Origin of the sequence: Dinoroseobacter sp. S124A (assembly GCF_049801015.1) — a bacterium.
Classification (GTDB): domain Bacteria; phylum Pseudomonadota; class Alphaproteobacteria; order Rhodobacterales; family Rhodobacteraceae; genus Dinoroseobacter.
Map to the genome: position 1 here is coordinate 12,685 of NZ_JBNAGD010000015.1, position 21,963 is coordinate 34,647.

Annotated in this window: 22 protein-coding genes; 13 read left to right on the top strand and 9 right to left on the bottom strand. The window is 66.0% G+C overall.

Annotation, left to right across the window (positions count from 1 at the left end):
* Positions 1-54 precede the first annotated feature (54 nt).
* Genes ACP15I_RS21725 through ACP15I_RS21735 form a run of 3 tightly spaced genes read left to right on the top strand, consistent with a single transcriptional unit; the run spans position 55 to position 2,156 of the window.
* Complete coding sequence (locus tag ACP15I_RS21725) at positions 55-771, top strand: amino acid ABC transporter permease (RefSeq protein ID WP_424968847.1); 717 nt, start codon at positions 55-57, stop codon at positions 769-771.
* A 3-nt stretch (positions 772-774) separates the two neighbouring features.
* On the top strand, positions 775-1,431 hold the full coding sequence (locus ACP15I_RS21730) for an amino acid ABC transporter permease (RefSeq protein WP_424968846.1): 657 nt from the start codon (positions 775-777) through the stop codon (positions 1,429-1,431).
* A complete protein-coding gene (locus tag ACP15I_RS21735) occupies positions 1,428-2,156 on the top strand; it encodes an amino acid ABC transporter ATP-binding protein (RefSeq protein WP_424976661.1) in 729 nt (242 codons plus the stop codon). Before ACP15I_RS21730 ends, ACP15I_RS21735 begins: the two co-directional genes overlap by 4 nt.
* A gap of 14 nt (positions 2,157-2,170) precedes the next feature.
* Here the strand turns inward: ACP15I_RS21735 and ACP15I_RS21740 are convergent, their stop codons facing one another.
* The 5 genes from ACP15I_RS21740 to ACP15I_RS21760 all read right to left on the bottom strand — a co-directional run bounded on the left by ACP15I_RS21740 (position 2,171) and on the right by ACP15I_RS21760 (position 6,616).
* Positions 2,171-2,698: a lysozyme inhibitor LprI family protein gene (locus ACP15I_RS21740; protein WP_424976662.1), complete on the bottom strand. Its 528-nt coding sequence runs from the start codon at positions 2,696-2,698 to the stop codon at positions 2,171-2,173.
* 65 nt (positions 2,699-2,763) lie between these two features.
* Entirely contained in the window at positions 2,764-3,150 is a 387-nt protein-coding gene (locus ACP15I_RS21745; protein WP_424968843.1) for a carboxymuconolactone decarboxylase family protein, read from the bottom strand.
* Between the two features lie 40 nt (positions 3,151-3,190).
* The gene (locus ACP15I_RS21750) at positions 3,191-4,648 is read right to left on the bottom strand and encodes an aldehyde dehydrogenase family protein (RefSeq protein ID WP_424976663.1); all 1,458 of its coding nucleotides are present in this window, start codon (positions 4,646-4,648) and stop codon (positions 3,191-3,193) included.
* Positions 4,641-5,729 (bottom strand): aromatic ring-hydroxylating oxygenase subunit alpha, encoded by a 1,089-nt coding sequence (locus tag ACP15I_RS21755; protein WP_424976664.1) that lies wholly within the window; start codon positions 5,727-5,729, stop codon positions 4,641-4,643. Before ACP15I_RS21755 ends, ACP15I_RS21750 begins: the two co-directional genes overlap by 8 nt.
* Positions 5,726-6,616 carry a MurR/RpiR family transcriptional regulator gene (locus ACP15I_RS21760; protein ID WP_424976665.1) on the bottom strand — a complete coding sequence of 297 codons (891 nt, stop codon included), beginning with the start codon at positions 6,614-6,616 and terminating at the stop codon, positions 5,726-5,728. Before ACP15I_RS21760 ends, ACP15I_RS21755 begins: the two co-directional genes overlap by 4 nt.
* A 73-nt stretch (positions 6,617-6,689) precedes the next feature.
* Between ACP15I_RS21760 and ACP15I_RS21765 the strand changes: the two genes are divergently transcribed.
* From ACP15I_RS21765 to ACP15I_RS21785, 5 genes are all read left to right on the top strand, one after another.
* On the top strand, positions 6,690-9,164 hold the full coding sequence (locus ACP15I_RS21765; RefSeq protein ID WP_424976666.1) for an FAD-dependent oxidoreductase: 2,475 nt from the start codon (positions 6,690-6,692) through the stop codon (positions 9,162-9,164).
* A 217-nt stretch (positions 9,165-9,381) separates the two neighbouring features.
* The gene (locus tag ACP15I_RS21770; protein ID WP_424968838.1) at positions 9,382-10,485 is read left to right on the top strand and encodes a mandelate racemase/muconate lactonizing enzyme family protein; all 1,104 of its coding nucleotides are present in this window, start codon (positions 9,382-9,384) and stop codon (positions 10,483-10,485) included.
* Between the two features lie 4 nt (positions 10,486-10,489).
* A complete protein-coding gene (locus tag ACP15I_RS21775; protein WP_424968837.1) occupies positions 10,490-11,779 on the top strand; it encodes an aspartate aminotransferase family protein in 1,290 nt (429 codons plus the stop codon).
* Between the two features lie 274 nt (positions 11,780-12,053).
* Positions 12,054-12,542 carry a twin-arginine translocation pathway signal gene (locus ACP15I_RS21780; protein ID WP_424968836.1) on the top strand — a complete coding sequence of 163 codons (489 nt, stop codon included), beginning with the start codon at positions 12,054-12,056 and terminating at the stop codon, positions 12,540-12,542.
* Positions 12,543-12,548: 6 nt separating this feature from the next.
* The gene (locus ACP15I_RS21785; RefSeq protein ID WP_424976667.1) at positions 12,549-13,133 is read left to right on the top strand and encodes a ferric reductase-like transmembrane domain-containing protein; all 585 of its coding nucleotides are present in this window, start codon (positions 12,549-12,551) and stop codon (positions 13,131-13,133) included.
* A 148-nt stretch (positions 13,134-13,281) separates the two neighbouring features.
* Here ACP15I_RS21785 and ACP15I_RS21790 read toward each other — a convergent pair whose 3' ends face one another.
* Both ACP15I_RS21790 and ACP15I_RS21795 read right to left on the bottom strand, forming a co-directional pair.
* On the bottom strand, positions 13,282-14,106 hold the full coding sequence (locus tag ACP15I_RS21790) for a VPLPA-CTERM sorting domain-containing protein (protein WP_424976668.1): 825 nt from the start codon (positions 14,104-14,106) through the stop codon (positions 13,282-13,284).
* 118 nt (positions 14,107-14,224) lie between these two features.
* A complete protein-coding gene (locus ACP15I_RS21795) occupies positions 14,225-14,905 on the bottom strand; it encodes a DnaA N-terminal domain-containing protein (protein ID WP_424976669.1) in 681 nt (226 codons plus the stop codon).
* A gap of 468 nt (positions 14,906-15,373) precedes the next feature.
* On the opposite strand from ACP15I_RS21795, the gene ACP15I_RS21800 reads away from it, so the two are divergent.
* Both ACP15I_RS21800 and ACP15I_RS21805 read left to right on the top strand, forming a co-directional pair.
* A complete protein-coding gene (locus tag ACP15I_RS21800) occupies positions 15,374-16,678 on the top strand; it encodes an AAA family ATPase (RefSeq protein WP_424976670.1) in 1,305 nt (434 codons plus the stop codon).
* Positions 16,675-17,787 carry a ParB/RepB/Spo0J family partition protein gene (locus ACP15I_RS21805; RefSeq protein WP_424976671.1) on the top strand — a complete coding sequence of 371 codons (1,113 nt, stop codon included), beginning with the start codon at positions 16,675-16,677 and terminating at the stop codon, positions 17,785-17,787. Before ACP15I_RS21800 ends, ACP15I_RS21805 begins: the two co-directional genes overlap by 4 nt.
* Positions 17,788-17,952: 165 nt before the next feature.
* Here ACP15I_RS21805 and ACP15I_RS21810 read toward each other — a convergent pair whose 3' ends face one another.
* A complete protein-coding gene (locus ACP15I_RS21810; RefSeq protein WP_424976672.1) occupies positions 17,953-19,014 on the bottom strand; it encodes a hypothetical protein in 1,062 nt (353 codons plus the stop codon).
* Between the two features lie 344 nt (positions 19,015-19,358).
* On the opposite strand from ACP15I_RS21810, the gene ACP15I_RS21815 reads away from it, so the two are divergent.
* The 3 genes from ACP15I_RS21815 (at position 19,359) to ACP15I_RS21825 (ending at position 20,815) form a co-directional block, all read left to right on the top strand.
* Positions 19,359-20,060, top strand: a complete 702-nt coding sequence (locus ACP15I_RS21815) for a GntR family transcriptional regulator (protein WP_424976673.1) — start codon at positions 19,359-19,361, stop codon at positions 20,058-20,060.
* Between the two features lie 141 nt (positions 20,061-20,201).
* Complete coding sequence (locus tag ACP15I_RS21820; RefSeq protein ID WP_424976674.1) at positions 20,202-20,432, top strand: type II toxin-antitoxin system Phd/YefM family antitoxin; 231 nt, start codon at positions 20,202-20,204, stop codon at positions 20,430-20,432.
* Positions 20,429-20,815 carry a type II toxin-antitoxin system VapC family toxin gene (locus ACP15I_RS21825; protein ID WP_424976675.1) on the top strand — a complete coding sequence of 129 codons (387 nt, stop codon included), beginning with the start codon at positions 20,429-20,431 and terminating at the stop codon, positions 20,813-20,815. The genes ACP15I_RS21820 and ACP15I_RS21825 overlap by 4 nt, the downstream gene beginning before the upstream one ends.
* A 384-nt stretch (positions 20,816-21,199) precedes the next feature.
* On the opposite strand, the gene ACP15I_RS21830 is transcribed toward ACP15I_RS21825, so the two are convergent.
* Positions 21,200-21,913, bottom strand: a complete 714-nt coding sequence (locus ACP15I_RS21830) for a hypothetical protein (protein ID WP_424976676.1) — start codon at positions 21,911-21,913, stop codon at positions 21,200-21,202.
* Positions 21,914-21,963 lie beyond the last annotated feature (50 nt).

The following is a 21,963-nucleotide window of genomic DNA, read 5'->3' on the forward strand; positions in this document are numbered from 1 at the left end:
GCGAGGCGCGCCCAGCGTGCGCCTCGCTCTTTTCCTCGCCCCGGAAACACATCCATGGAATATAACTGGAACTGGTCGGTCCTCTGGGCTGATCCCTATCTCGGCTGGCTGATCTCAGGGGTCCAATGGACCTTCGCGGTTGCCCTTGCCGCATGGGTGATCGCGCTCAGCCTCGGCATCGTGATCGGCGTGGGCCGCACCCTGCCGAACAAGCCCATCGCCTTTATCTGCACCTGCTATGTGGAGCTGTTCCGCAATGTCCCGCTGCTGGTGCAGATGTTCATCTGGTACTTCGCCGTGCCCGAAATCATGCCCGACGATATCGGCCGCTGGATGAAGCGCGACATGCCGAACCCGGAATACGTGACCGCGGTCGTGGCGCTGGGGCTTTACACCGCCAGCCGCGTGGCCGAGCAGGTCCGCGCCGGGATCCAGGCCGTGGGCAAGGGGCTGACCGCGGCGGCCTATGCCAACGGGTTCTCGACCGCGCAAACCTATCGCTATGTGCTGCTGCCGATCTCCTTCCGGCTGATCGTGCCGCCCATGACCTCGGAATTCCTGACGATCTTCAAGAACTCCTCCCTCGCGCTGACCATCGGCCTCTTGGAGCTGACGGCGCAATCCCAACAGATCGCGGAGTTCACTTTCCAGGGGTTCGAGGCCTTCACGGCGGCCACGGTGATCTATGTCTGCATCGCCCTGATGGCGACGGTGATCGCCCAGTCGCTGGAGAAGTTCACCCAGATCCCCGGCTTCGTAGGAAAGGGCTGATCCATGGGTGATTTTGATTATGCCGTCATCTGGAACAACCTGCCGTTTCTCTGGCAGGGGTTGCAGCTCTCGCTCTGGCTGACCTTCCTCGCGATCATCGGGGGGATCGTGCTGGGCACGGGGCTCGCGCTGATGCGCCTGTCGGGGTTTTTGCCGCTGTCTCTCTTCGCGGCCACATATGTGAACCTGATCCGGTCCGTGCCGCTGATCCTCGTGATCTTCTGGTTCTACTTTCTGGTGCCGCTGGCCATCGGGCGGCCCATTGGCGGGTTCTACTCGGCGCTCATTGCCTTCGTGATGTTCGAGGCCGCCTATTACTCGGAGATTATCCGCGCGGGCATCCAGTCGGTGAAACAGGGGCAGGTCCATGCGGGTCAGGCCACCGGGCTGAACTACTGGCAGATCCAGCGCTACGTGGTCCTGCCGCAGGCCTTCCGCAACATGATCCCGATCCTCGTCACGCAAGGCATCATCCTGTTTCAGGACACCAGCCTCGTCTTCGTCGTCTCCCTGCGGGACTTCATGACCGTCTCGTCCATCGTGGCCCGCACCGAAGGGCGCCTGGTCGAGATGTATATCTTCGCCGCCATCGTCTATTTCATTATCTGCTTCGCCGGGTCCATGTTCGTCCGGCGGCTTCAAAAGGCCAAAACCGCATGATTACCATTGATAACGTCTCGAAATGGTATGGGGATTTTCAGGTCCTGACCGACTGCACCACCAAGGTCGACACGGGCGAGGTGGTGGTGGTCTGCGGGCCCTCCGGGTCCGGCAAATCCACCCTGATCAAATGCGTCAACGGGCTGGAGCCGGTGCAAAAGGGCACGATCCGCGTCGAAGAGACCGACGTGACCGCCAAGCGCACCAACCTGACCAAACTGCGCTCGCGCATCGGGATGGTGTTCCAGCATTTCGAGCTCTACCCCCATATGTCCGTGCGCGCGAACCTGTGTCTGGGGCAAGAGAAAGTGCTGGGCCGGTCCTCGGACGAGGCCAATGCCAAGGCCGAGACCCTGATCGACCGCGTCGGCCTCAAGGAGCATATCGAGAAGTTCCCCGGCCAGCTTTCGGGCGGTCAGCAGCAGCGCGTCGCGATCAGCCGGGCGCTAGCCATGGACCCGATTGCCATGCTCTTTGACGAGCCGACCTCAGCCCTCGATCCCGAGATGATCAACGAGGTGCTCGACGTGATGGTCGAGCTTGCGCAGGACGGCATGACCATGATGGTCGTCACCCATGAGATGGGCTTTGCCCGCAAGGTGGCCGACCGGGTGGTCTTCATGGATGAAGGCGCCATCGTCGAGGATCGCGCCACCGAAGCGTTCTTTGGCAATCCCGAGAGCATGCGGGCACAGGATTTCCTGTCCAAGATCCTCAATCACTAAGGGCGCGCGCGCCCCTAGAACCGGATCTCGTGCGGCGTGGTGCAGAGCGCGGGGTCCATCAGGCAGGTCAGGGGCCTGTCGATGAACTGGAGCTGCGTGATCGTCATCTGGATCAGGCACTCCATATGGTCGGTGATCGCGCCAGAGCCTCCGGGCTGACCCCGGGCGGCGAATTCACAGGCGGTATCGCGGAACGGGATCCAGGCCCGCTGCATGTCGCGTAGGGCGTCCTGATAGGGCGTGCCGTCCTGGTCGGCGTCATACGCCTCCTGCTGGGTCATGCGCGCCTGATAGGTGGCGTTCAGCTTGGCATCCCACCACTCATAGACCACCTGCTGACAGAAGGCCCAGGCATTGGGCGAGCCCCCGGCATTGATCGCCTCGCCGCAGAAATTGAGCGCCCCGTCCGGCGCGCAGGTCTCATCCTGCCAGCAGGCGTCCAGCATCTCGCCCATCTCGGCAACGGTTTCGGCCGGAACCTCATCGGCCAGCGCCGGCAACGGCGCCGCCAGACAGGCCAGCATCGCGATCACGTATTTCATCCTGCACCCCAAACTCTGCGTGGTCATGCCCAGTCTTGCGGGTGCCGGGGCCGGGGGCAAGGACCTCAGGGGGCCGCGTCGGCCTCTTCTTCGAGCACCTTGCGGGCCACGCGGAAGCATTCCAGCGCCTGCGGCACGCCGCAATAGATCCCGATCACGTGGATGATCGCGCGGATCTCGTCCTGGCTGACGCCATTGGTGCGCGCGCCGCGGCAGTGGATCTCCCATTCGGTCATCTTGCCGAGCGCGCCGATCATCGACAGGTTCATCATCGAACGCGTCTTGGCGTCGATCACCTCGTCGCCCCAGCCAAAGCCCCAGCACCAGGCGGTCATTGCCTCCTGAAACGGGCGGGTGAAGTCATCGGCGGCGGCGAGGTTTTTCTCGACATAGGCCGCGCCAAGGGTGGCCTTGCGCTGCTCGAGGCCCTTGAGGAAGAGGTCTTCGTCCATGCTGTCTCCGGAGGATCTGGGGAAAAGGGGCGGTGCGGGGTCAGCCCCGCTTGATCGCGATATTCTTGGTCTGGACGTAGTTCCACAAGGCCTCGCGGCCCTTTTCCCGGCCATAGCCGGATTTGCCTACGCCGCCAAAGGGGGTCTCGACCCCGCCCGCATACCATTCATTGACAAAGACCTGCCCGGCGCGCAGCTGGCGCGCGGCGCGCGTGGCCCGGTCGAGATCGCGGGTAAACACCCCCGCCACCAGCCCGTATTCAGTGCCATTGGCGATCTCCAGCGCCTCGGCCTCGTCGCGGAAGGTCAGCACCGACAGGACCGGGCCGAACACCTCGGATTGCGCGATCTCCATCTCCGGGCGGACATCCGCCAGCACCGTTGGCGCCATGAAGGCCCCCGGCCGGTTCAGGGGCCGCCCGCCCGTGACAACCCGCGCGCCTTCGGACTGGGCGGTTTCGACCATGGCCACGGCGCGGTCGCGCTGAGGCTCGGACACCATGGCCCCCATGCTCGGCCCCGCCTCCGCCCGGTCGATCCCCGGCCCGGTGGACAGCGACTGCGCCACCGCCTCGGCCCGCGCGATCAGCTCGTCGGCGCGGCTTTCATGGACGATCACCCGGCTCATGGCGGAACAGACCTGCCCGGCATTGAAATAGATGCCCCAGCGCAGATCGGTCTCGAACGCCGCGAGGTCGTGATCCGCGTGGACGATGGCGGCGGATTTCCCGCCCAGCTCCAGCACGCAGGGCACCACGTTCTCTGCCGCCGCGCGGGCGATGGCGATGCCCGTGGGCACGGAGCCGGTGAAGACGATCTGGTTGACCTGAGGATGCGCCGCCAGCGCGGCCCCCGCCTCGGCCCCGCGCCCGCAAAGGATGTTCACCGCCCCGGGGGGCAGGCCCGCATCCTCGGCGGCGCGGGCGAGATAGGTGGCGCAGAGCGGGGTCAGCTCGGGTGTCTTGACCACGCAGGCATTGCCCGTGGCCAGCGCCGCCGAGAGCGAGCGTGCCGCCATCTCGAGCGGGTAGTTCCACGGGATGATCTGGGCGGAGACGCCGTAAGGCTCCATCTCGGTCCAGTCGCAATAGCCGCCCCCGAGGGGGACCGAGCGGCCCTCCACCGTGCTGGCCTGATTGCCGTAATACTCGAAATAGAGCGCCGCGCTCTCGACCTCGATCCGGGCCTCCCACAGGGGTTTGCCCTGCTCGAGGGTCAGAACCCGGGCGATCTCGTCGCGATGGGCGAGCAGGAAGCGGCCCATGGCCTGCACCATGCGCCCGCGCGCGATCGGGCGCAGATCGCTGAGCGCGCGGGACAGATGGACCCGGCGCGCGGCCTGCACCGCGCGGTCCACATCCCCCGCATCGGCCAGCGCCTGCTCGGCGAGAGGCGCACCGGTGGCCGGATCGCTGACCACGATCCGGCCTGCCCCGCCCGGCAACCAGCGCCCGTCGATGAAGTTGTCCCAGAGCGGCGCCAATTGGGGATCAGCCATCCACCGCCTCCCGCATCCAGCGTTGCAGATGCAGGATCGAATGCTCGGAATTGACCCCCGAGGCCGGGTCAACCACCAGCGGCCCCGGCACATAGCCGCGGGATTTCAGCCCGCGCTGCACGCTCTCGACCAGATGGATATCCTCTTCGACCGTGGTGGCGCGGTCCTGCTGGGCCATGCGCCGCACGGTTTCATCATCGCGCCCCTCGACCGAGTACCAGCCGCGCCAGACCACCACCCGCTCCGGCCCCAGCGCCCGCCAGTGATAGGTGTTCAAAAGGTTCCCCGGATAGACCTGAAACGAGAACATCGGCCAGAGGAACCAGCTCGAATACTTGTCATGGTTGGGGTGGCCGCTCGCGATATCGTAGCTCAGCTGGTCGAGCGAGGTGCATTCCGTCCTGTGGCGCAGGCAATGGCCCTGGGGCTGGATATCATAGGTCTCGGGCTTGATCACACCGGTGGCAAAGGTCGGGTGGTTCAGGCTGCAATGGTAGCATTCCGAGTAATTCTCAACCGAGACCTTCCAGTTGCAGTTCTCCGGGATCTCGACCCATTCCAGCGGCTTGAGGGTCGCCCAATGGGGGATGAACGCCTCCAGCTCGGCCCGCGCGCCGGGGAACCAGTCCTCCATGGGCGCGGCCTCGGGGTCGAGATTGACGAAGATGAAACCAAGAAAGACCTCCGTGCGGATCTCGGTCAGGCAGATCTTGCTGGCGTCGAAGCCGGGCACGGATTTCGCGTTCGGCGCGGCGCGCAGGGCCCCGGTCAGCTCATAGGTCCAGGCGTGATAGGGGCAGACCACCACCCGCGTGCGGCCCGCGCCCTGCACCAGCTGATGCGCGCGATGCTGACAGACATTGTAGAAGGTCCGGATCTGCCCATCCCGCCCCTTGATGCAGAACAGGCTCTCATCGGCCATCTCGAAGGTGAAGTAATCCCCGACCGCCTCGAGCTGGCTGGCATGGCCCGCAAACTGCCATGTGCGGGCCAGAACCCCGGTCTTTTCCTGCTCGAACACGGCTGGATCCGTGTAATACCGCGCCTCCAGCGAGCGTGTCGGCCCCGGGCCGTGCGTCATGCGGGCCCCTCCCCGTCATAGATGCCCAGCTCGTGGCGGCGGCGGTGGAACTGGTCGACCCGGTCCACGATCTCGTCGCTGGCCACGGCAATCACGAAGCTCAGCAGGGTTTCGAGCAGAGCGATGGTCGAGACCGAGGACGGGAAAAACTGCGGCGTGTCCGCCGCCACCACGAAGCCGTGATCGGCGGCGCGGATGATCGGGCTGGCGGGGCTGTCCGACAGGGCGATGACCCGCACGCCCTGATCCTTGGCGATGCGCACGGCCTCGATCACCTCGGTCCGGTAAGGGCGGCAGGTCATGGCGATCAGCACATCGCGCCCATTGGCCCAGGCCAGATCATCGACCGCGGTCGAGCCCGGGCGCGGGATGGCGTGGAAATCGGTCATCCCCGTGGAGGCGAGATAGGTGAAGTTGCGCGCATTGGCATTGTTCACGCCTACCCCGAGGGTGAAGACCTGCCGCGAGTTCCAAATCTCTTCGGCGGCGCGGTTCAGATCCTCGGCCCGGATCCCGGCAAAGGTCTCTTCGAGGTTGCGCATCGTCCCCTCGACCATATCCGCATAGAGCCCGCCCAGATCCCCGGATTTGCGGATCTCCTGCAGCCAGCGCGCCCGGTCCGGGAAGCTGACCGCCCCCTGCCGGATTGCATCGCGGAACGGGGCGCGGAAATCCTCGTAGCCCTCGAATCCCACCTGCCGCGCCATGCGCACCACGGTGTTCGGTTTCACCTTCGCCGCCTCGGCGATCTCGCGCACGGTCGAGACCCCGACATCGGCGGGGTTCTCGAGCACGTAGCGTGCGGCCTTCTGCGCTTCGGGCGTCAGGGCGTCCCATTCGGCGGAAAGGCGGTCCAGCACGCTGGATGATACATCTGTCCCATTCATGATTGACTCTGGTACATATGTTCTCTAGCCCTGTCGAGGAAATTCGCCAGAGCGCCGGAAAAAGGACGCGACCATGAGTGAGACCGCATTCCCCACACAGGTCTTTCCCACCCAGGCCCGCGTGGTCATCGTCGGAGGGGGCGTCATGGGCGTCGGCCTCGCCTACCACCTTGGACATGAGGGCTGGGGCGCCGAGACCGTGCTCTTGGAAAAGGCCGAGCTGACCTCGGGCTCCACATGGCACGCGGCGGGGCAGATCACCCACTCCACCAGCAGTTTCAGCCTCGGCACCTGCGTGGATTACAATATCGGGCTCTATTCCGGCGCGCTGGAGGCTGAAACCGGTCAGGCCGTGACATGGCATGGCTGCGGATCGTTCCGGCTGGCCTATACCGAGGACGAGATGGACTGGCTGCGCCACACGCTTTCGGTCGGGCGCGCGCTGGGGTTCAATATCGAGCTTGTCGGCCCGGATCGCGTGGCCGCGCTGCACCCGTTCTACAATCTCGACGGGGTGCGCGGCGCGCTGCACACCCCCGATGACGGCCATGTGGACCCGACCAATGTCACCATGGCCATGGCCGCCGGCGCGCGCGCCAAGGGCGTCCGGATCATCCGCCAATGCCGGGCCACGAACATCACCCAGGACCGGGACGGATCGTGGCTGGTCGAGACGCCCCGCGGCACGATCCGCTGCGAGCATGTGGTCAATGCGGGCGGCACCTATGCCCGCCAGATGGGCGCATGGTCCGGGCTGCAACTGCCCATGACCTCCATGACCCACCACTATTTCGTCACCGACGAGGTGCCCCAGTTCCGCGATCTCGACCGCGAACTGCCGGTGATCCGCGATGACAAGAAGGTCTCGGGCTATATCCGGATGGAGCAGAACAAGGGCCTGATCGGGATCTACGAGAAGGAGAACCCGAACTCCGTCTGGCACGATCACTGCCCGTGGGAGTATGAAAACTGGCTGTTTGAGGCCGATTACGACCGGGTCATGCCCTATCTCGAGGAAAGCCTGAACCGGATGCCGATCTTTGCCGAGCTTGGGATCACCCGCGATGTCCATGGCGCGATCAGCCACCCGCCCGATGGCAACCCGCTGATCGGTCCGGCCCCGGGGGTGCGCAACTACTGGTGCTGCTGCGGCACCCAGATCGGCATCGGCTGGGGGCCGGGCCTGACCCGCGAACTGGCGCGCTGGATGGTCCATGGGGCCGCCGGGATCTCCATGCGGGACTATGACCCGCGCCGCTTCGGCCCTTACGCCACCCCAGAGTGGCAGGTGATCAAGGCGCGCGAGGATTACTGCCTGCGCCACGAGATCCCCTTTCCCCATTTCAACCGTCTCGCCGGACGGCCCGTCAAACCCTCCCCCCTGCACGCAACCCTCGCCGCCAAGGGCGCCGTCCATGAGGAGGTCTACGGGTTTGAGCGCCCCCGCTGGTTCGCGCGCGGCGACGTGCCCGCCGTGGATCACTACAGCTTCCGCCGCACTCAGGTGGACGAGATCATCGCCGAAGAGGTCCGCGCCGTGCGCGAGCGCGTCGGGATCATGGATGTCACCGCCTTCACCAAACTGGAGGTCGCGGGCCCCGATGCAGAGGCCCTGCTCGATCGGCTGACCGCCAACCGCATGCCCCGGAAAACAGGCTCGATCACCCTGACCCATATGCTCAACCGCGCCGGGACCATCGAGCTCGAAACCACCCTCGTCCGCCTTGCAGAGGATCGATTCTACCTCGTCTGCGCCGCGTTTTTCGAGCAACGCCTGATCGACCATCTGGACCAGCATCGCGACGGGGCGGAGGTGACGATCACCTCCCGGTCCGAAGACTGGGGCGCGCTGGCGCTGAACGGCCCCCGGGCGCGCGACGTGCTCGCCGCCTGCACCGATGCGCCGCTCGACAATGCGTCCTTCCGCTGGCTCTCGGCCCAGCAGATCGCGGTGGCGGGCCAGCGGCTCTGGGCCCTGCGCATGTCCTATGCGGGCGAGCTGGGATGGGAGCTGCACATGCCAAAAGCGGCTCTTTTACAGGTCTATGAGGCTCTGTGGCAGGCCGGAACACCCCATGGCATCGCCGATTACGGCAGCTTTGCCATGAACGCCATGCGCATGGAAAAGGGCTTCAAGGGCGCGGGCGAGCTGACCAACGAAGTGACCCTGGCCGAGACGGATGTGCTGCGCTTTGCCCGGACGGACAAGGACTATCTCGGGCGCGACAAGACCCTGAACCGCGACACCGTCCGCTGGCGCTGCGCCTATCTGGAGATCGATCCAGATGGCCAGATCGACGGCCATGGCGGTGAGGCGGTGCTGCGGGATGGCCGCGTGGTGGGCGCCACGGCCTCGGTCGCCTATGGTCCGACTGTGGGCAAGATCCTCGCCTTCGCCTATCTCACCCCCGAGGCCGCCGCGCCGGGCACCGCGCTTGAGGTGGTGATCCACGGCACGCCCCGCGCCGCGCGGGTGCTGGATGCGCCCGCCTATGACCCCGACAGCCGCCTGCCCCGCACGGATGCCGCGCTGGAGGCCGCCGAATGAGCGCCCCGCGCCTGTTCCTCGCCCCGGCTGCCCCCGGACCAGTTCGGGCGCACGGGTACACACCGGGTGGGCGCACCCTCCCCCATGCCCACCTCCGACTGCGGTTTGGCCCCGAGGGATGGCCCCCAAGCCGCCCGATGCAACGCCTTTGCCGCCGCGTCCGTCCCGCCGCCCGTCTCGCAAAAGGCCGCGTGGCCCTGCCCTGCCCCGTCCCGCGATGAAGATCACCCGGATCCGCCTCTGGCATGTGCCGCTCACCTCCCATGAAACCTATTACATGGCGGCGGGTAAAAGCTGTGCGACCGTGGAGACCGTGGTGCTCGGCGTTGACACGGATGACGGCCGTACGGGTTGGGGCGAGGTCTGTCCGATCCCCCATTACCTGCCCGCCTATGCGCGCGGCGTCGGGCCCGCGCTGGCCGAGCTTGCGCCCGTTTTGATCGGCGCCGACCCGCTGGGGGCCGAGGCCCTGACCGCGCAGGTGGCACGCTGGCTGCCCGGGCATCTCTATGCCCGTTCGGCGCTGGACATCGCCTTCTGGGACCTCACGGGGCAGGCGGCGGGGCTGCCGCTTTACGCCCTGCTCGGCGGGCGGCAGCAGGCGGACCTGCCGCTCTATCACTCCATCACCTGCACCGATCCGGACGAGATGGCTCGGATCGCCCAGGAAGCGCAGGCCCAAGGGATCACCCAGTTTCAGGCCAAGCTCGGCGCCGGGGGCGACTGGGCCGAGGATGTTGCCCGCCTGCGCGCCGTGCGTGCCGCCATCGGGCCGGGCCCGGTGCTCTATGGGGATTGGAATTGCGGCACCACCAGCCTGAGCGCGACCCGGGTCGGGCGGGCGGTGGCCGATCTCGACGTGATGCTCGAACAGCCTTGCGAAACCCTCGACGAATGCGCCCGGGTCCGGGATGGCACCGGCCTGCCCATGAAGCTCGACGAGCTGGCCTGGGATACCGGGTCTCTTCTGGCGGCGCATCAGCTTGGCCTTCTGGACGCCGTGGCCCTGAAACTGTCGAAATTCGGCGGGCTTTCGGCCCTGCGCCGGGCGCGGGATCTCTGCCTGCATCTCGGCCCGGTCATGTGCATCGAGGACACCTGGGGCAGCGACATCGCCATGGCCGCCGCCCTGCATCTGGCCGCGGCGACCGACCCGGCGCGGCTGCTCAATGTCTGCGACCTCTCGGGCTATGTGGCCCCGCGCCTCGCCCCGGCAGGGCCCGCGCGGGCCGCCGGGCGCATCGCGCCGCCCGAGGGGCCGGGCCTCGGCCTTGCCCCCGATCCCGACCTGCTCGGCGCCCCCGACCTCATCCTGGAGTGATCCCATGCACCGCACCCATTCCCAAGCCGACTGGATTGCCCGCGCGCGCGAGGTTCTGCCCGCCGCCGGGTTTGGCAATTTCGACCCGGGCATCGTGATCGCCCGGGGCGACGGGGCCCGGGTCTGGGACGAGGATGGCCGCGACTACGTGGATTACCTAATCGGCTCGGGACCGATGCTGCTCGGCCATGGCCATCCGGAGGTGATGGAGGCCGTGCTCGAACAGCTCCCCCGGGGCATGACCTTCTTTGCCAACAACGCCCGCGGGATCGAACTGGCCGATGCGATCTGCAACGCGGTGCCCTGCTGCGAGCAGGTGCGCTTCGTGACCTCCGGCGGTGAGGCGGACATGTACGCCCTGCGCCTCGCGCGTGCCTATACCGGACGCAGCAAGATCCTGAAATTCGAAGGCGGCTATCACGGCATGTCCGCCGAAGCACAGATGAGCCTCGCCCCCGCCCGCGAGGTCAACTTCCCCCAGGCCGTGCCCGACAGCGCGGGCATCCCCGTCTCGGTCGCCGAAGAGATGCTGATCGCGCCGTTCAACGACCTCGAGGCGGTGGCCTCGCTGATGGACGAGCACGGCGATATCGCCGCGATCATTGTCGAACCCCTGCAACGCATCATCCCGCCCCGGCCGGATTTCCTGCGCGGGCTCAGGGCGCTCTGCGACCGCCACGGGGTGCTGCTGATCTTCGACGAGATCGTCACCGGCTTCCGCCTGGCCTATGGCGGCGCGCAGGGCCGCTACGGGGTGACGCCCGATATCTGCACCCTGGGCAAGATCATCGGCGGCGGCTTCCCGCTTGCAGCCCTCGGCGGCTCGGCCGAGGTGATGTCCCATTTCGACAAGGAGGCCGTGGGAGCCGAGAACTGGCTGATGCAGCTGGGCACGCTCTCGGGCAACCCGGTGGCCGCCGCGGCGGGGCTGAAGACCATGGAGGTGCTGCGCCGACCCGGTCAGTATGACCGGCTGCGCGCCCTCGGCACCTGCTTGCAGGAGATGCAGAGCACCGCCCTGCAGGCCGTCGGGCTGGCGCACCGGATTTGCGGGGATCCGACCCTGTTCGATGTGCTCTTCACCGAGGCCGAGCCGCTCGATTACCGCTCCGCGCGCCACGGGGATCCGAACCGGAACGTCACCTATAATCGGGTGCTGCGCGAGAATGGTGTCTTCAAGTCCCCCGGCAAGATGTATCCCTGCCTCGCCCTGAGCGATCTCGACCTGTCCAGGACGCTCACCGCCATCACCCGCGCCGCCGAGGCCACCGCACAGGCGGCAGGCACCGCCTGACCACGGGCATACCAGGCGCCCCTGCATGCAGGGGCGCGGACCCGCTGGGCGCCCGGGCCACCCGCGCAAACCCCGCGGGGGCGCAGGCCCCTCGATGCCACCGGCGCGTCCGCGCGCGCAACGCGCGCGCCATGCCACCCCCTGCCTCGCCCTCACGAAGATGTGGGCACCCGCCTGCCGATCCGCCGTCCCAACCCTTTGGCCTTCGACGCGAAACAGGCTACCATTGCACAAACACAGGCCCCCGACCCGCAGCCGCGACAGGAGACCCGCCATGACCCACACCCCCTTCACCCGCCGCACCCTCATCGCCGCCGCCGGCGCGACCCTCGCCACGAGCACCACCGGTCTGCGCAGCCCGGCCCGGGCCAGCGGCCTTGCCCCCACCCGCTCCATGCGCGGGGGATCCAACAATTACCGCCCCGGCGCCCCCATCGTCGACCGGATCGGCGGCGGCGGCTTCTGGATGACCGGCACGGTCCGCCGCGCCGGCGATGGCGCCCCGCTCGAAGGCCAACGGATCCAGATCTGGGCCCATACCACCGAGGGACACGAACGCGACTGGCACAGCCACGGCGCCACCCTGACCGATGCCAACGGGGTCTTCCGCCTCGAGATGCCGCAAATCGTCCCCGCCTTCGGCCAGCCCCACGGCCATCTCGCCTATGACAGCCCCGAGTTCAAAACCGTCTTCCTGCGCCCGGTCATGTCGCGCCGGGACGCCACCACGCTCGAGGCGCATTTCGTCCTCACCCCTGCCTGAGCCCCCATGCGCGCGGCGCTGATCTGGGGCGGGCTGGGGCTCGCCCTCGCCCTGCCCCTCGGCGCAGCCGCCCTCAGCCCGCTGCTCGCCTGGCGCGAGCCGGTCTATATCGCGGCGGGCTTCGCCGGGGTGATCGGGCTCGGCCTGCTGCTGGTGCAACCGCTGCTGGCGCTGGGGCTGCTGCCCGGGCTGAGCGCGCCCCATGCCCGGCGGATCCATGGCTGGACCGGAGCGAGCCTCGTGGCGGCGGTGATCCTGCATGTGGTCGGGCTCTGGATCACCTCACCTCCCGATGTCATCGACGCGCTGACCTTCACCTCGCCGACGCCCTTCTCGATCTGGGGGGTGCTCGCCATGTGGGGGATCTTTGCCAACGCCCTGCTCGCCGTCACTTGGCGGCGGCTGCACCTGCATCCCCGGCTCTGGCGGCGCGCGCATCTCGCCCTCGCCGCGCTAATCGCGGGCGGCACCATCGCCCATGCCCTGCTGATCGACGGCACGATGGAGCTTTTGACCAAGCTCGGCCTCTGCCTGCTGGTGGGGCTGGCCGTGACCCGGGCCCTTGTCACCCGCTGGGGCACGCGCCGCTGACCAAAGCGCACGGGGCGCAACGGCCAGTGCCCGTAGAGGACCATGCCCAGCCCTCACACCAAACGCGCCTAAACGCCCTGTTAGAGCCTGTTTCGTGCAGTTCCCGACGGCCACAGCACCCGGTTTAGCCCCAGAATAAGTCTGCGGATCACTCCCGGGATCGACCCACCGCGCGCAGAGCGCCCAACCCGGCGAGGATCAACCAACCGCCTGCCGGCAGCGGGATCGGGGTCGGCCCGGGATCTACCGGCCCGCCGCCATTCACGGGCGTAATCCGCAACGCCACATTGTCGAGCACAAGCCGGCCGCAAGGTCCAAGGCAGGTGTACCAATAGGTGTCATCCCCAAGGATCCCGAACTCCGTCGCAGGGCCAAAACCGGGCACAACCGCGATTTCCAGCCGGTCGATCTCTTCGAACACGCCGGCAATCGGCCCGTCGCCATTGGGCAACGTCACGGACGGACAGCCACCGAGGCCGGGCAAACAGGTATCGGGAATGAAATAGGACGCCTCCGCCACCACCGCGCCCTCTCGCAGCCCGCGCATATGGAGATTGTCGACCGCCACCGGACTCCACAGGTTGTTGTCCCAGACATAGGCGTATCCCGCCGTCGTGGTCGGATCGACGCCGCTCGGCAGAACCGTCCTGGGCACGCCCAGAACCTCGGGAAAGGAATTGATGATCTCGATCGCCAGCAGGTCAAATGAGGCCACCGGCCCCGTGGCCTCAAGCACGAGCCCCGGGAAATCGGTCTTGCCGCCGCCCAGAACCGCGTGATCCGCAGCCGCGCAGGTCCCCGGATTCTGATAGGCGATCCCGCCTTCCGTCCCGCTGGAGACACATTGGTCTGCCACCTCGTTATAAAGGGACGAGAAGGTCACGGTCAGGGTGGTCGCCGCCAGCGCGGGCGCGCTCGCCATGCAGAGCCCTGCACAGGCCAGACCGAGTGAAATTGTCGAAAAACGTCTCATGGAAACTCCTCCGCACATCGAAAACTGACGGGTTGAGTTTACCAAGAATTCGCCGCGCGGCGCAGTCCGCCAAGTGTCGCAAAGCCCCTTGTGCAGAGCCTGTTTTCGCCCGTCTCGCTCAGCTCCGGGCAATCTCCACCCGGCGAATGGCGCGGTCCACGCTCTGGGCAGCACGCAACAGGTGTTCCCCATAATCGCGCGCCACGGTCGTCGCGACAAAGGGCGAGGCCGCCGCAAGCGTAAGGCAGTCCCCCGTCCGTTCCACCTCGTCAAGCTTGCTGAACCAAGCCGCAAAGAGCGCGGGATGGCTCTCGCGCAGCTGGGTTTGGATCGCGGGCCAGACCTCTCCGCCCGCGGTGATCTCCGGCAGACCATGGAGGGGGACGACATTGCTCTGAGCCACCGGGGCTGTCCCCTCGCTCATCCGGGCCTCGAAATCCGGACCGATATGGGGCCAAGCCGGGCGCGTGTCCCGCAGGATCTGCGCGAGGTCAAGCCCATGCACCGTCACCCGGCCTCGGGCCCCGTGCCGTTTCACCACGACCCAGTCCCGCGCGCGCAGCTTGGCCATCTCGCGTTTCACGGTGCGTTCATCCACACACCAGAGCCGGGCAATCTCCCGTTGCCCCACGGCCAGCTCGTCCCGCTGCCAATTGTAGCGCGTGGTAATCAACGCCATCAGTCGCATGACCAAAAGGCGTTCATGCTTGCCCGCCGACAAACCGAACGCCATCATCGCAGACAGCAGATCATATTTCCTGGCCGACGCCGCGCGCCCGACCGGAGCCTTCAGGGACATCGCACCCTCCTTTGGGGTGGCGTTGCTATGCTGAGACGAAGACTGCTCACGCCTCTCGGGGGCTGCGGTCCGCTTATCTCAACGCTTTTCCGTCAGCTTGGCTTATTTGCGTCCGCAACTTCGATTCTGTCAACCGATTTGTCCTGCACCGCGCCACCCCTTCCTCAATCTGAGAGAGAATATCGGTATCAATGGTATTGGGGGACATACTGTCTGTCCCCCAATCGGGCCCATATGTCCCCCAATAGGCGGGGGAGCCACGCGCCATGTCCCCCTAAATCTGGTCCCGCGATCAAGAGCCTCGGTCCGCGGCCCCCTGCCCCCGATTCGCACCGAGTCCCCTGTTTCGCCTCGCAAAACCCGGATCGGCGCCAAAACCTGAGAGCAGCGTAGGAAGTGTTTTGCTCTTCTGCAAATTCGGCGTAAAAGAGGAAAAGCCAAAAATCTACGTCCGCGGAGTATCGCACCATGTATACCCATGAGGATCTCGCCCGGCTCCAGGCGCAATCACTGAAGATGCAGAGCTGGATCCGACGGCAAACCTTCTCGCCCGAGAACACCAAGACCCTGCGCCGGTTTTCCAGCTGGGAGGTCTCGGAGCTCATCTTCAAGGTCAACCAATCCACCTTCCGGGGCCGTCTCGCCGCAGATCCGAACCTTCCCTCCGGGGAAGTCGAGGAGGATGGCCGCCAGCGCTGGTTCAGCCTCGCCGAGATCAACGAGCTGCGCCGCCGGATGAAGATCAACCGCAAAACCCTCCTGCCCCCGCGCCCGGCGAACAAGCGGGCGATCCGCGTGGCCATCGCCAACTTCAAGGGCGGCGCGGGCAAGTCCACCGTGGCGCTCCACTTCGCCCATGCCGCCGCGCTGGACGGATACCGGGTGCTGGCGGTGGATTTCGACCCTCAGGCGACCCTCAGCCACTCCATGGGGCTGAGCGACGTGGTCGAGGATCACACGGTCTGGGGCATCATGGCCCGCGACCTGATCCATGAAACCGACCGAATGAATGCCAGCGTCGCCGGGGCCGAGAGCGGGACCGCCCTGCCCCAGCGCCAGATCCCGGCCGCGATCCGCGATCTGGGCCTCGACGCCCTGCGCATGGGCGACTTCATCCAGCCCACGGCCTGGCCGACCATCGACATCATCCCCTCCTGCGCCAATGCCGCCTTCGTGGAGTTCGCCTCGGCCCAGTACCGCCATCTGAACCCCGAATGGTCCTTCTTCGCCGCCGTCTCGCGCTTCCTCGATCAGATCCCCGATGACAGCTATGACATGATCCTCTTCGACTGCCCGCCCGCCATCGGCTACCAGTCCATGAACGCGGTCTTCGCCGCCGACATGCTCTATATCCCCTCGGGCCCGGGCTACTGGGAATATGACAGCACGACCTCCTTCATCGGCCAGCTCGCCGAAGCGCTGGAGGATCTCGCCCATGGCGCCGACAGCTTTGCGCACGGTCAGGTCACCCTTCCGAAAGTGTTTCAGGATATCCGCTTCCTGATGACCCGCTACGAGCCCGGGAACGAACTGCACCGGGCCATGTTCGACGCCTTCCGCAAGGTGTTTGGCGACCGGGTCGCCGAGAGCCCGATCGAGATGACCCGCGCAGTGGAACAATCCGGGCGCTTCCTCTCATCGGTGTACGAGATCGATTACCGCGAGATGACCCGGGGCACATGGCGCCGGGCCCGGGCGACCTTCGACGCCGCCTATACGGAGTTTCGCGGCCATATGCTGGCAGCCTGGGAGAACCTGGAGGATAGGTCATGAGCAAGAAGCGCCGGATGTTCGACATCGACATGCCCGAAGAGGCCCCCGCAGCGGAGCCGACCTTCCCCGCGGGGAAGGTTTCCGAACCGAGCGCACCCGCGCGCCGGGGGCCCATGGCCTCGGCCATCGCGGAATCCTCGGACAGTGCCCGGGACCGCGCCGCGCTCGAGGCAGAGATCCGGGCCGAGAATGACGCGCTGGCCCATGAGTTCGTGCGCCTCAAGAAGGCCGGTCTGGTCGTCGACCGGATCCCGCTCGACCAGATCGAGACCTACAAGCTGGTGCGCGACCGTCTGCCCGGCGCGGATGAGACCCTGCCGGAACTGATCGCCTCGATCCGGGATCTGGGTCTGTCGAACCCGATCCGGGTCGAGCCGCGCGAGGATGGCCGGTTCGAGCTGATACAGGGCTTCCGCCGGGTGCAGGCCTATCGCGCGCTGCTGGACGAGACCGGCGATGCCGAGCGCTGGGGCGCGATCCCGGCGGGGATCGTGGCCACCGGCGACGCGTTGGAGGCGCTCTATCGCCGGATGGTGGATGAGAACCTCGTGCGCAAGGACATCTCCTTTGCCGAGATGGCTCAGCTGGCCCTGAACTACGCCGCCGATCCCGGGACCTCCGAGATGGATCCGAACAAGGCCGTGGCCGAGCTGTTCCGCTCGGCCAGCTACTCCAAGCGCAGCTATATCCGGAGCTTCATCCGGGTGATGCGCGAGCTGGGCGAGGACCTGCAGTTCGCGGCCGAGATCCCGCGGGCGCTGGGGGTGCAGCTGGCCGCGCGCTTTGACGAGATGGAGGGCACGCCGGGGGCGATCCGCGCCGAGCTGAAGACATGGGAGAACCGCTCCATCGTCGAGGAACTGGCTGTGCTGCGCCGCTTTGCCGGTGGGGACGGGGGCACGGTGGCGCGGCCCGTCACCGCGCCGCGCGCGCCTGCGGCGCAGGGCACCAAGGCCAAGACGACCTTCCAGATGACCCGGCCCCATGGCCGTGCCAAATGCACGGCCGCCAATGGGCGGGTCGAGATCCGCATGGCGCGTGACTTCTCGGCGGTGGACCGGCGCAAGTTGGAGCAGGCGGTACAGAGCTTCCTGGATCAACTCGACTGAAAACCTTCCCCGCGGGGAAGGTCGGGCCAAGACGTCGCCGGTCCGGATCGATGGCAGGACGACCCATTGAAACCTTCCCCACGGGGAAGGTTTTTTGTTGGTACGGGGTCCGTGGGGCAGGGCGGGCACGGGGACCGCCCTGCCAATGTGAGTGGTGGCTGATGCTCAGGCGAAATCGAAGGCGTCGCCCGAGATCAGGATCGTGTCCACGGTGTCGCCAGAGGCCTCGATGGCGATGATGGCCGAGTCGTCATCGCCGCCCAGATAGCGCACATCCGGATCGCTTCCGGACAGGGCAAGGGTCACCAGTTCATCCGCCTCTTCAGCGTCGATCTTGGAGCCGCCGATGATCGCCTTGGCCGCAGCGCTGTCCACATTGCCGTCATCGCCCGAGAAGAAGCCATTGCCATTGTCGTAGTCAAAGACCCCGATCTGCGAGGCGTTGTTCTTGAGATTGACCGTGGTGTTGAACGCCTCGAAGAAGGCGTCGCCCTTGAGGACCAGCGTGTCCACCGTGTCGCGGCTGGCTTCGATCTCTAGGATGACGCTGGAGCCGGTATAGTCGATGCGGATGCCGTCATCGGCCTGGCCCGCCTCGCTCAGGGCGTATTCGGTCAGGGCAACCGCCTCGTCCAGGTCGAGGGAGCTGCCCCCGAGGATCGCCTTGACGGCGGCGCTGTCCACATCGGCGTCATTGCCGTGAAAGGCCCGATCCTTGTCATCCTCGTAGAGGTAGACGCCGATCTCGGATGTCTTGTTCTTGAGGTCGAGCCCCCTGTCGAGCGCATCGCAAACCACGTCGAAATCCGACAGGTCGGCGAGGAGCTTGTTGATCTGGTCCCCTTCGAAGCGGAAGACATCCGTGGACCAGTCGCCATCCACCTCGATGCTGACAAAGCCGTCGCCCGCATCGAGAAAGCGGATCATCTCGCTCTCGCCGCTGGCCGCGAGCGTGATCAGGGCGACGAATTCCGGGTCAAGTTCCCCGGTCTCGTTGTCGGTCAAGCCGATCTGTTTCTTCTGGAAGTTCTTGCCGTCCTGCCCAAGGGTCATGACCGCTTGGAGATCCGCATTGTGCTTGTGGTCGAGCACGTTGAGCGCGTCGAGGCTCTCCAGATCTATATGGTATTCCTTGCCCCGGTCGCCGAGATCCACGACGCCGGTATTCCCGCTTGCGGCGCTGACCTTGTTGACGCCAACCTCTTTGATCTTCAATTCGCTAGACAATTCCATCCTCCACGCCCGTGCCCGCCAGGCACGGAACCTTACTGGGAGCGCTGCAGAATGGCGGCGCTCCGGATCACCGCGGCGGGGAAGGTTCGACCAGCTCCGCCGAGCCCGTGCTGACTGCGCGGGCTGTTAATATATATTTAACGAATTTTATGATGTATATAAGAAAGCGTTAATTGCGTGTAAGAGCTCACTACGTAGGCGACAAGTCTGGTTTCGGGCTTATAAGTGGCAACAAAACAAAGAAAATGGCGTTATTGTTTCGCTTTAGGGCGGCAACAGGGCGCCGGTTTGGGGGATTGGGGATGGAATCAGTGATCCGCTTCGGCATAGGCTGCCCTATGCCCCTGAAGACGCCCCAACCCCAGGTCGGTACGCCTCCCCCTGAGCCACGTCGCTCGGCGGATCGCGAGATGATTGCCGAGAAGATCCGGCTGGATATCACCCGAGGTATTCTTGGGTTCGGCGACCGCATCTCCGAGAGCGCCTATGCCGAGGCTTGCGGCGTGAGCCGGACGCCCGTGCGTGAGGCGCTGATGATGCTGATGTCGCTCGATCTCGTCACGGTCCGTCCAAAGCACGGGACATTCGTGACCAGCTTCACCAAGGCCAAACTGCGCGAGATCTTCGCCGTGCGGCTTCTGCTCGAGACCGGCGGGGTCGAGATGGCGAATGCCTATCAGCGCGCGACCCTTGTGCAGGATCTCGACCGGGAGCTTTCCCGGATGCGCGCCCCGGCCAGCGCGCCCGAAGAGTTCGAGTCGCGCCATGACGGGGACACGGTCTTCCACCGGCTGCTGGTGCAAGCGGCGGGCAATGCCCAATTGATCAAGATGTATCACCCGATTGAGGTCTGTGCGATGGCGGCGCGCAGCCGGTTCCCGCAGGCCGACTGGGTCTGGGACACTGCAACACGCCACCACGAAGCGATTGTCGAGGCGTTGCGGCAGGATGACCTGCCGCTGTTCCGTGCCACGCTGACCGAGCATATCAACTGGTCCCGGGACGCGCTGATGGAGACCACCGGTCTCTTTACGGCGTAATGCGGCGATCCGGGGGCCTCGCTGGTGATGCCCAATCCAAGCCCACCTACGCGACAACCTTCGCGCGTCCCATGTCTGCGCCTTCCATTGACCCGATGAGCTCAGTGGACTAAGTTTAGTGGGCTAACCTTGGAGGTCCCGATGAAGACCGTGAACATGCATGATGCGAAATCCAACCTGTCGCGGCTCGTGGAGGCCGCGCGCAGCGGAGAGCCCTTCGTCATCGCGCGAGCTGGCACGCCGCTGGTCAAGGTCACCGCGCTCGAGGGGCAGGGGCCCCGCCGCACGGGGTTCATGGCTGGTCATGCAGAGATCCCCGAGGATTTCGACACCATGGGCGCGGAAGAGATCCGCAAGATGTTCGAAGGGTGAACTACCTGCTCGACACGCATCTGCTGATCTGGGCGGCCCTGCGCGAGAACATGATGTCGGCCAAGGCCGACCGCATCGTCAAGGACCCGGCCAATACGCTCTGGTTCAGCGCCGTCTCGATCTGGGAGGTCGCGATCAAACGCGGTCTTGGTCGTCCGGATTTCACCCTAGACCCCGGCCCGCTGCGCGCGGGCCTGCTGGCCAATGGCTATCAAGAGCTGCCCATGGATGGGCGACATTGCCTCGGGCTGGGCACGTTGCCCACGCTCCATGGTGATCCGTTCGACCGGATGCTCGTCCTGCAGGCCACGGCGGAGGGGATGATCCTGCTGACGGCGGACAAACAGGTCGCGGCCTATGGCGGACCGGCCGTGCTGGTCTGAGCAGGGCCTGAGACGGGTGTCATGGCGGCTGGGGGGGCTGGACTGTGCCATTCGTGGTCCTGCGTCACCAGAGACTGCTTCAAAGGTTGGTTGTTGAGCCAAAAGCGGCTCTTCTACATGGAAAATGCAGGTCCTCGTGGCCCTGATCGCCTGGTTCAGATGTGGCGTCGGCGCGCTGACCGAGGGACCGGAGGGCGGTTTTGCGGAGCGCGACCCGCATTTCTTCGACCGACGTGCGCCGCGGCTCGGGTCCGCGCGGTCCGAGATCTCGGACCGCGCCACCGACACCCGTTACTCGGGTCTCAAACAGAAGGGGCCCGGGTCCGGATGGCGACCGGGCGGATGCCGGGCGGGCCGCTGGTGATGCCCGCCCAAGGCCCCGTGTCAGGCAGTTCTGGCGCGGCGCAGGCGCGAGAAACCGGCGCCGCCCGCAAGCGCGCTCAGCAAGAGCACGAAGGAGGCGGGCAGGGGCACCGGCGGGACCGGCGGCACGTCGCGCGGCACGGTGAAGAGCACATTGTCGAACCCGTAGAGGTCGGTTGTCTGCTGCTTCGGAGCGGTGGCGCGGAAGACAAGGCTCATGGCCGCGTCATCCTCCAGCACAGCGCCGAAGAAGAAGGCTTGCCCCTCGCCCTTGTTGGTGAACTCATAGCTGGCGATCACCGCATCATCGCTGTCGAGGAAATCCACGGTGGTGCTGCGGCTGCCATCGCCGATATCGCGGAAATCCGCGCCCCAAGCCGTGACCGGGGCCACGAAATCGACGCGCATGCTGGAAAACACATCGGCATAGGCGCAGACATAGTTGCTGCCATTGGGGTCGGAATTGTCCGAGCAGGAGCCGCCGGGCGCGATGATATTCGCTTCGCCCTGATCGGGATAGATCGGGATCGGCCCGCCGGTCAGGGTCATGAAACCGGTATTGAGGGGCGTGTTCTCGAAGGTTGTCCCGGCGGTTTCGCCTTCGAAATTCTCGCTGCCATTGGGGTTTGCGTCATTCGTGAAGCTCGTCCGGTCGCTGTAAAAGACCGGGGCGGCCTGGGCCGCGAGGGGCAGCAGGCCAAGGAGCAGCGCTCCGATCAGGGGAAAGGGTTTCATGGCATGTCCTTTGGAATTGGGCCGCTGCGCGAGGGCAGGGCGGAACGGAG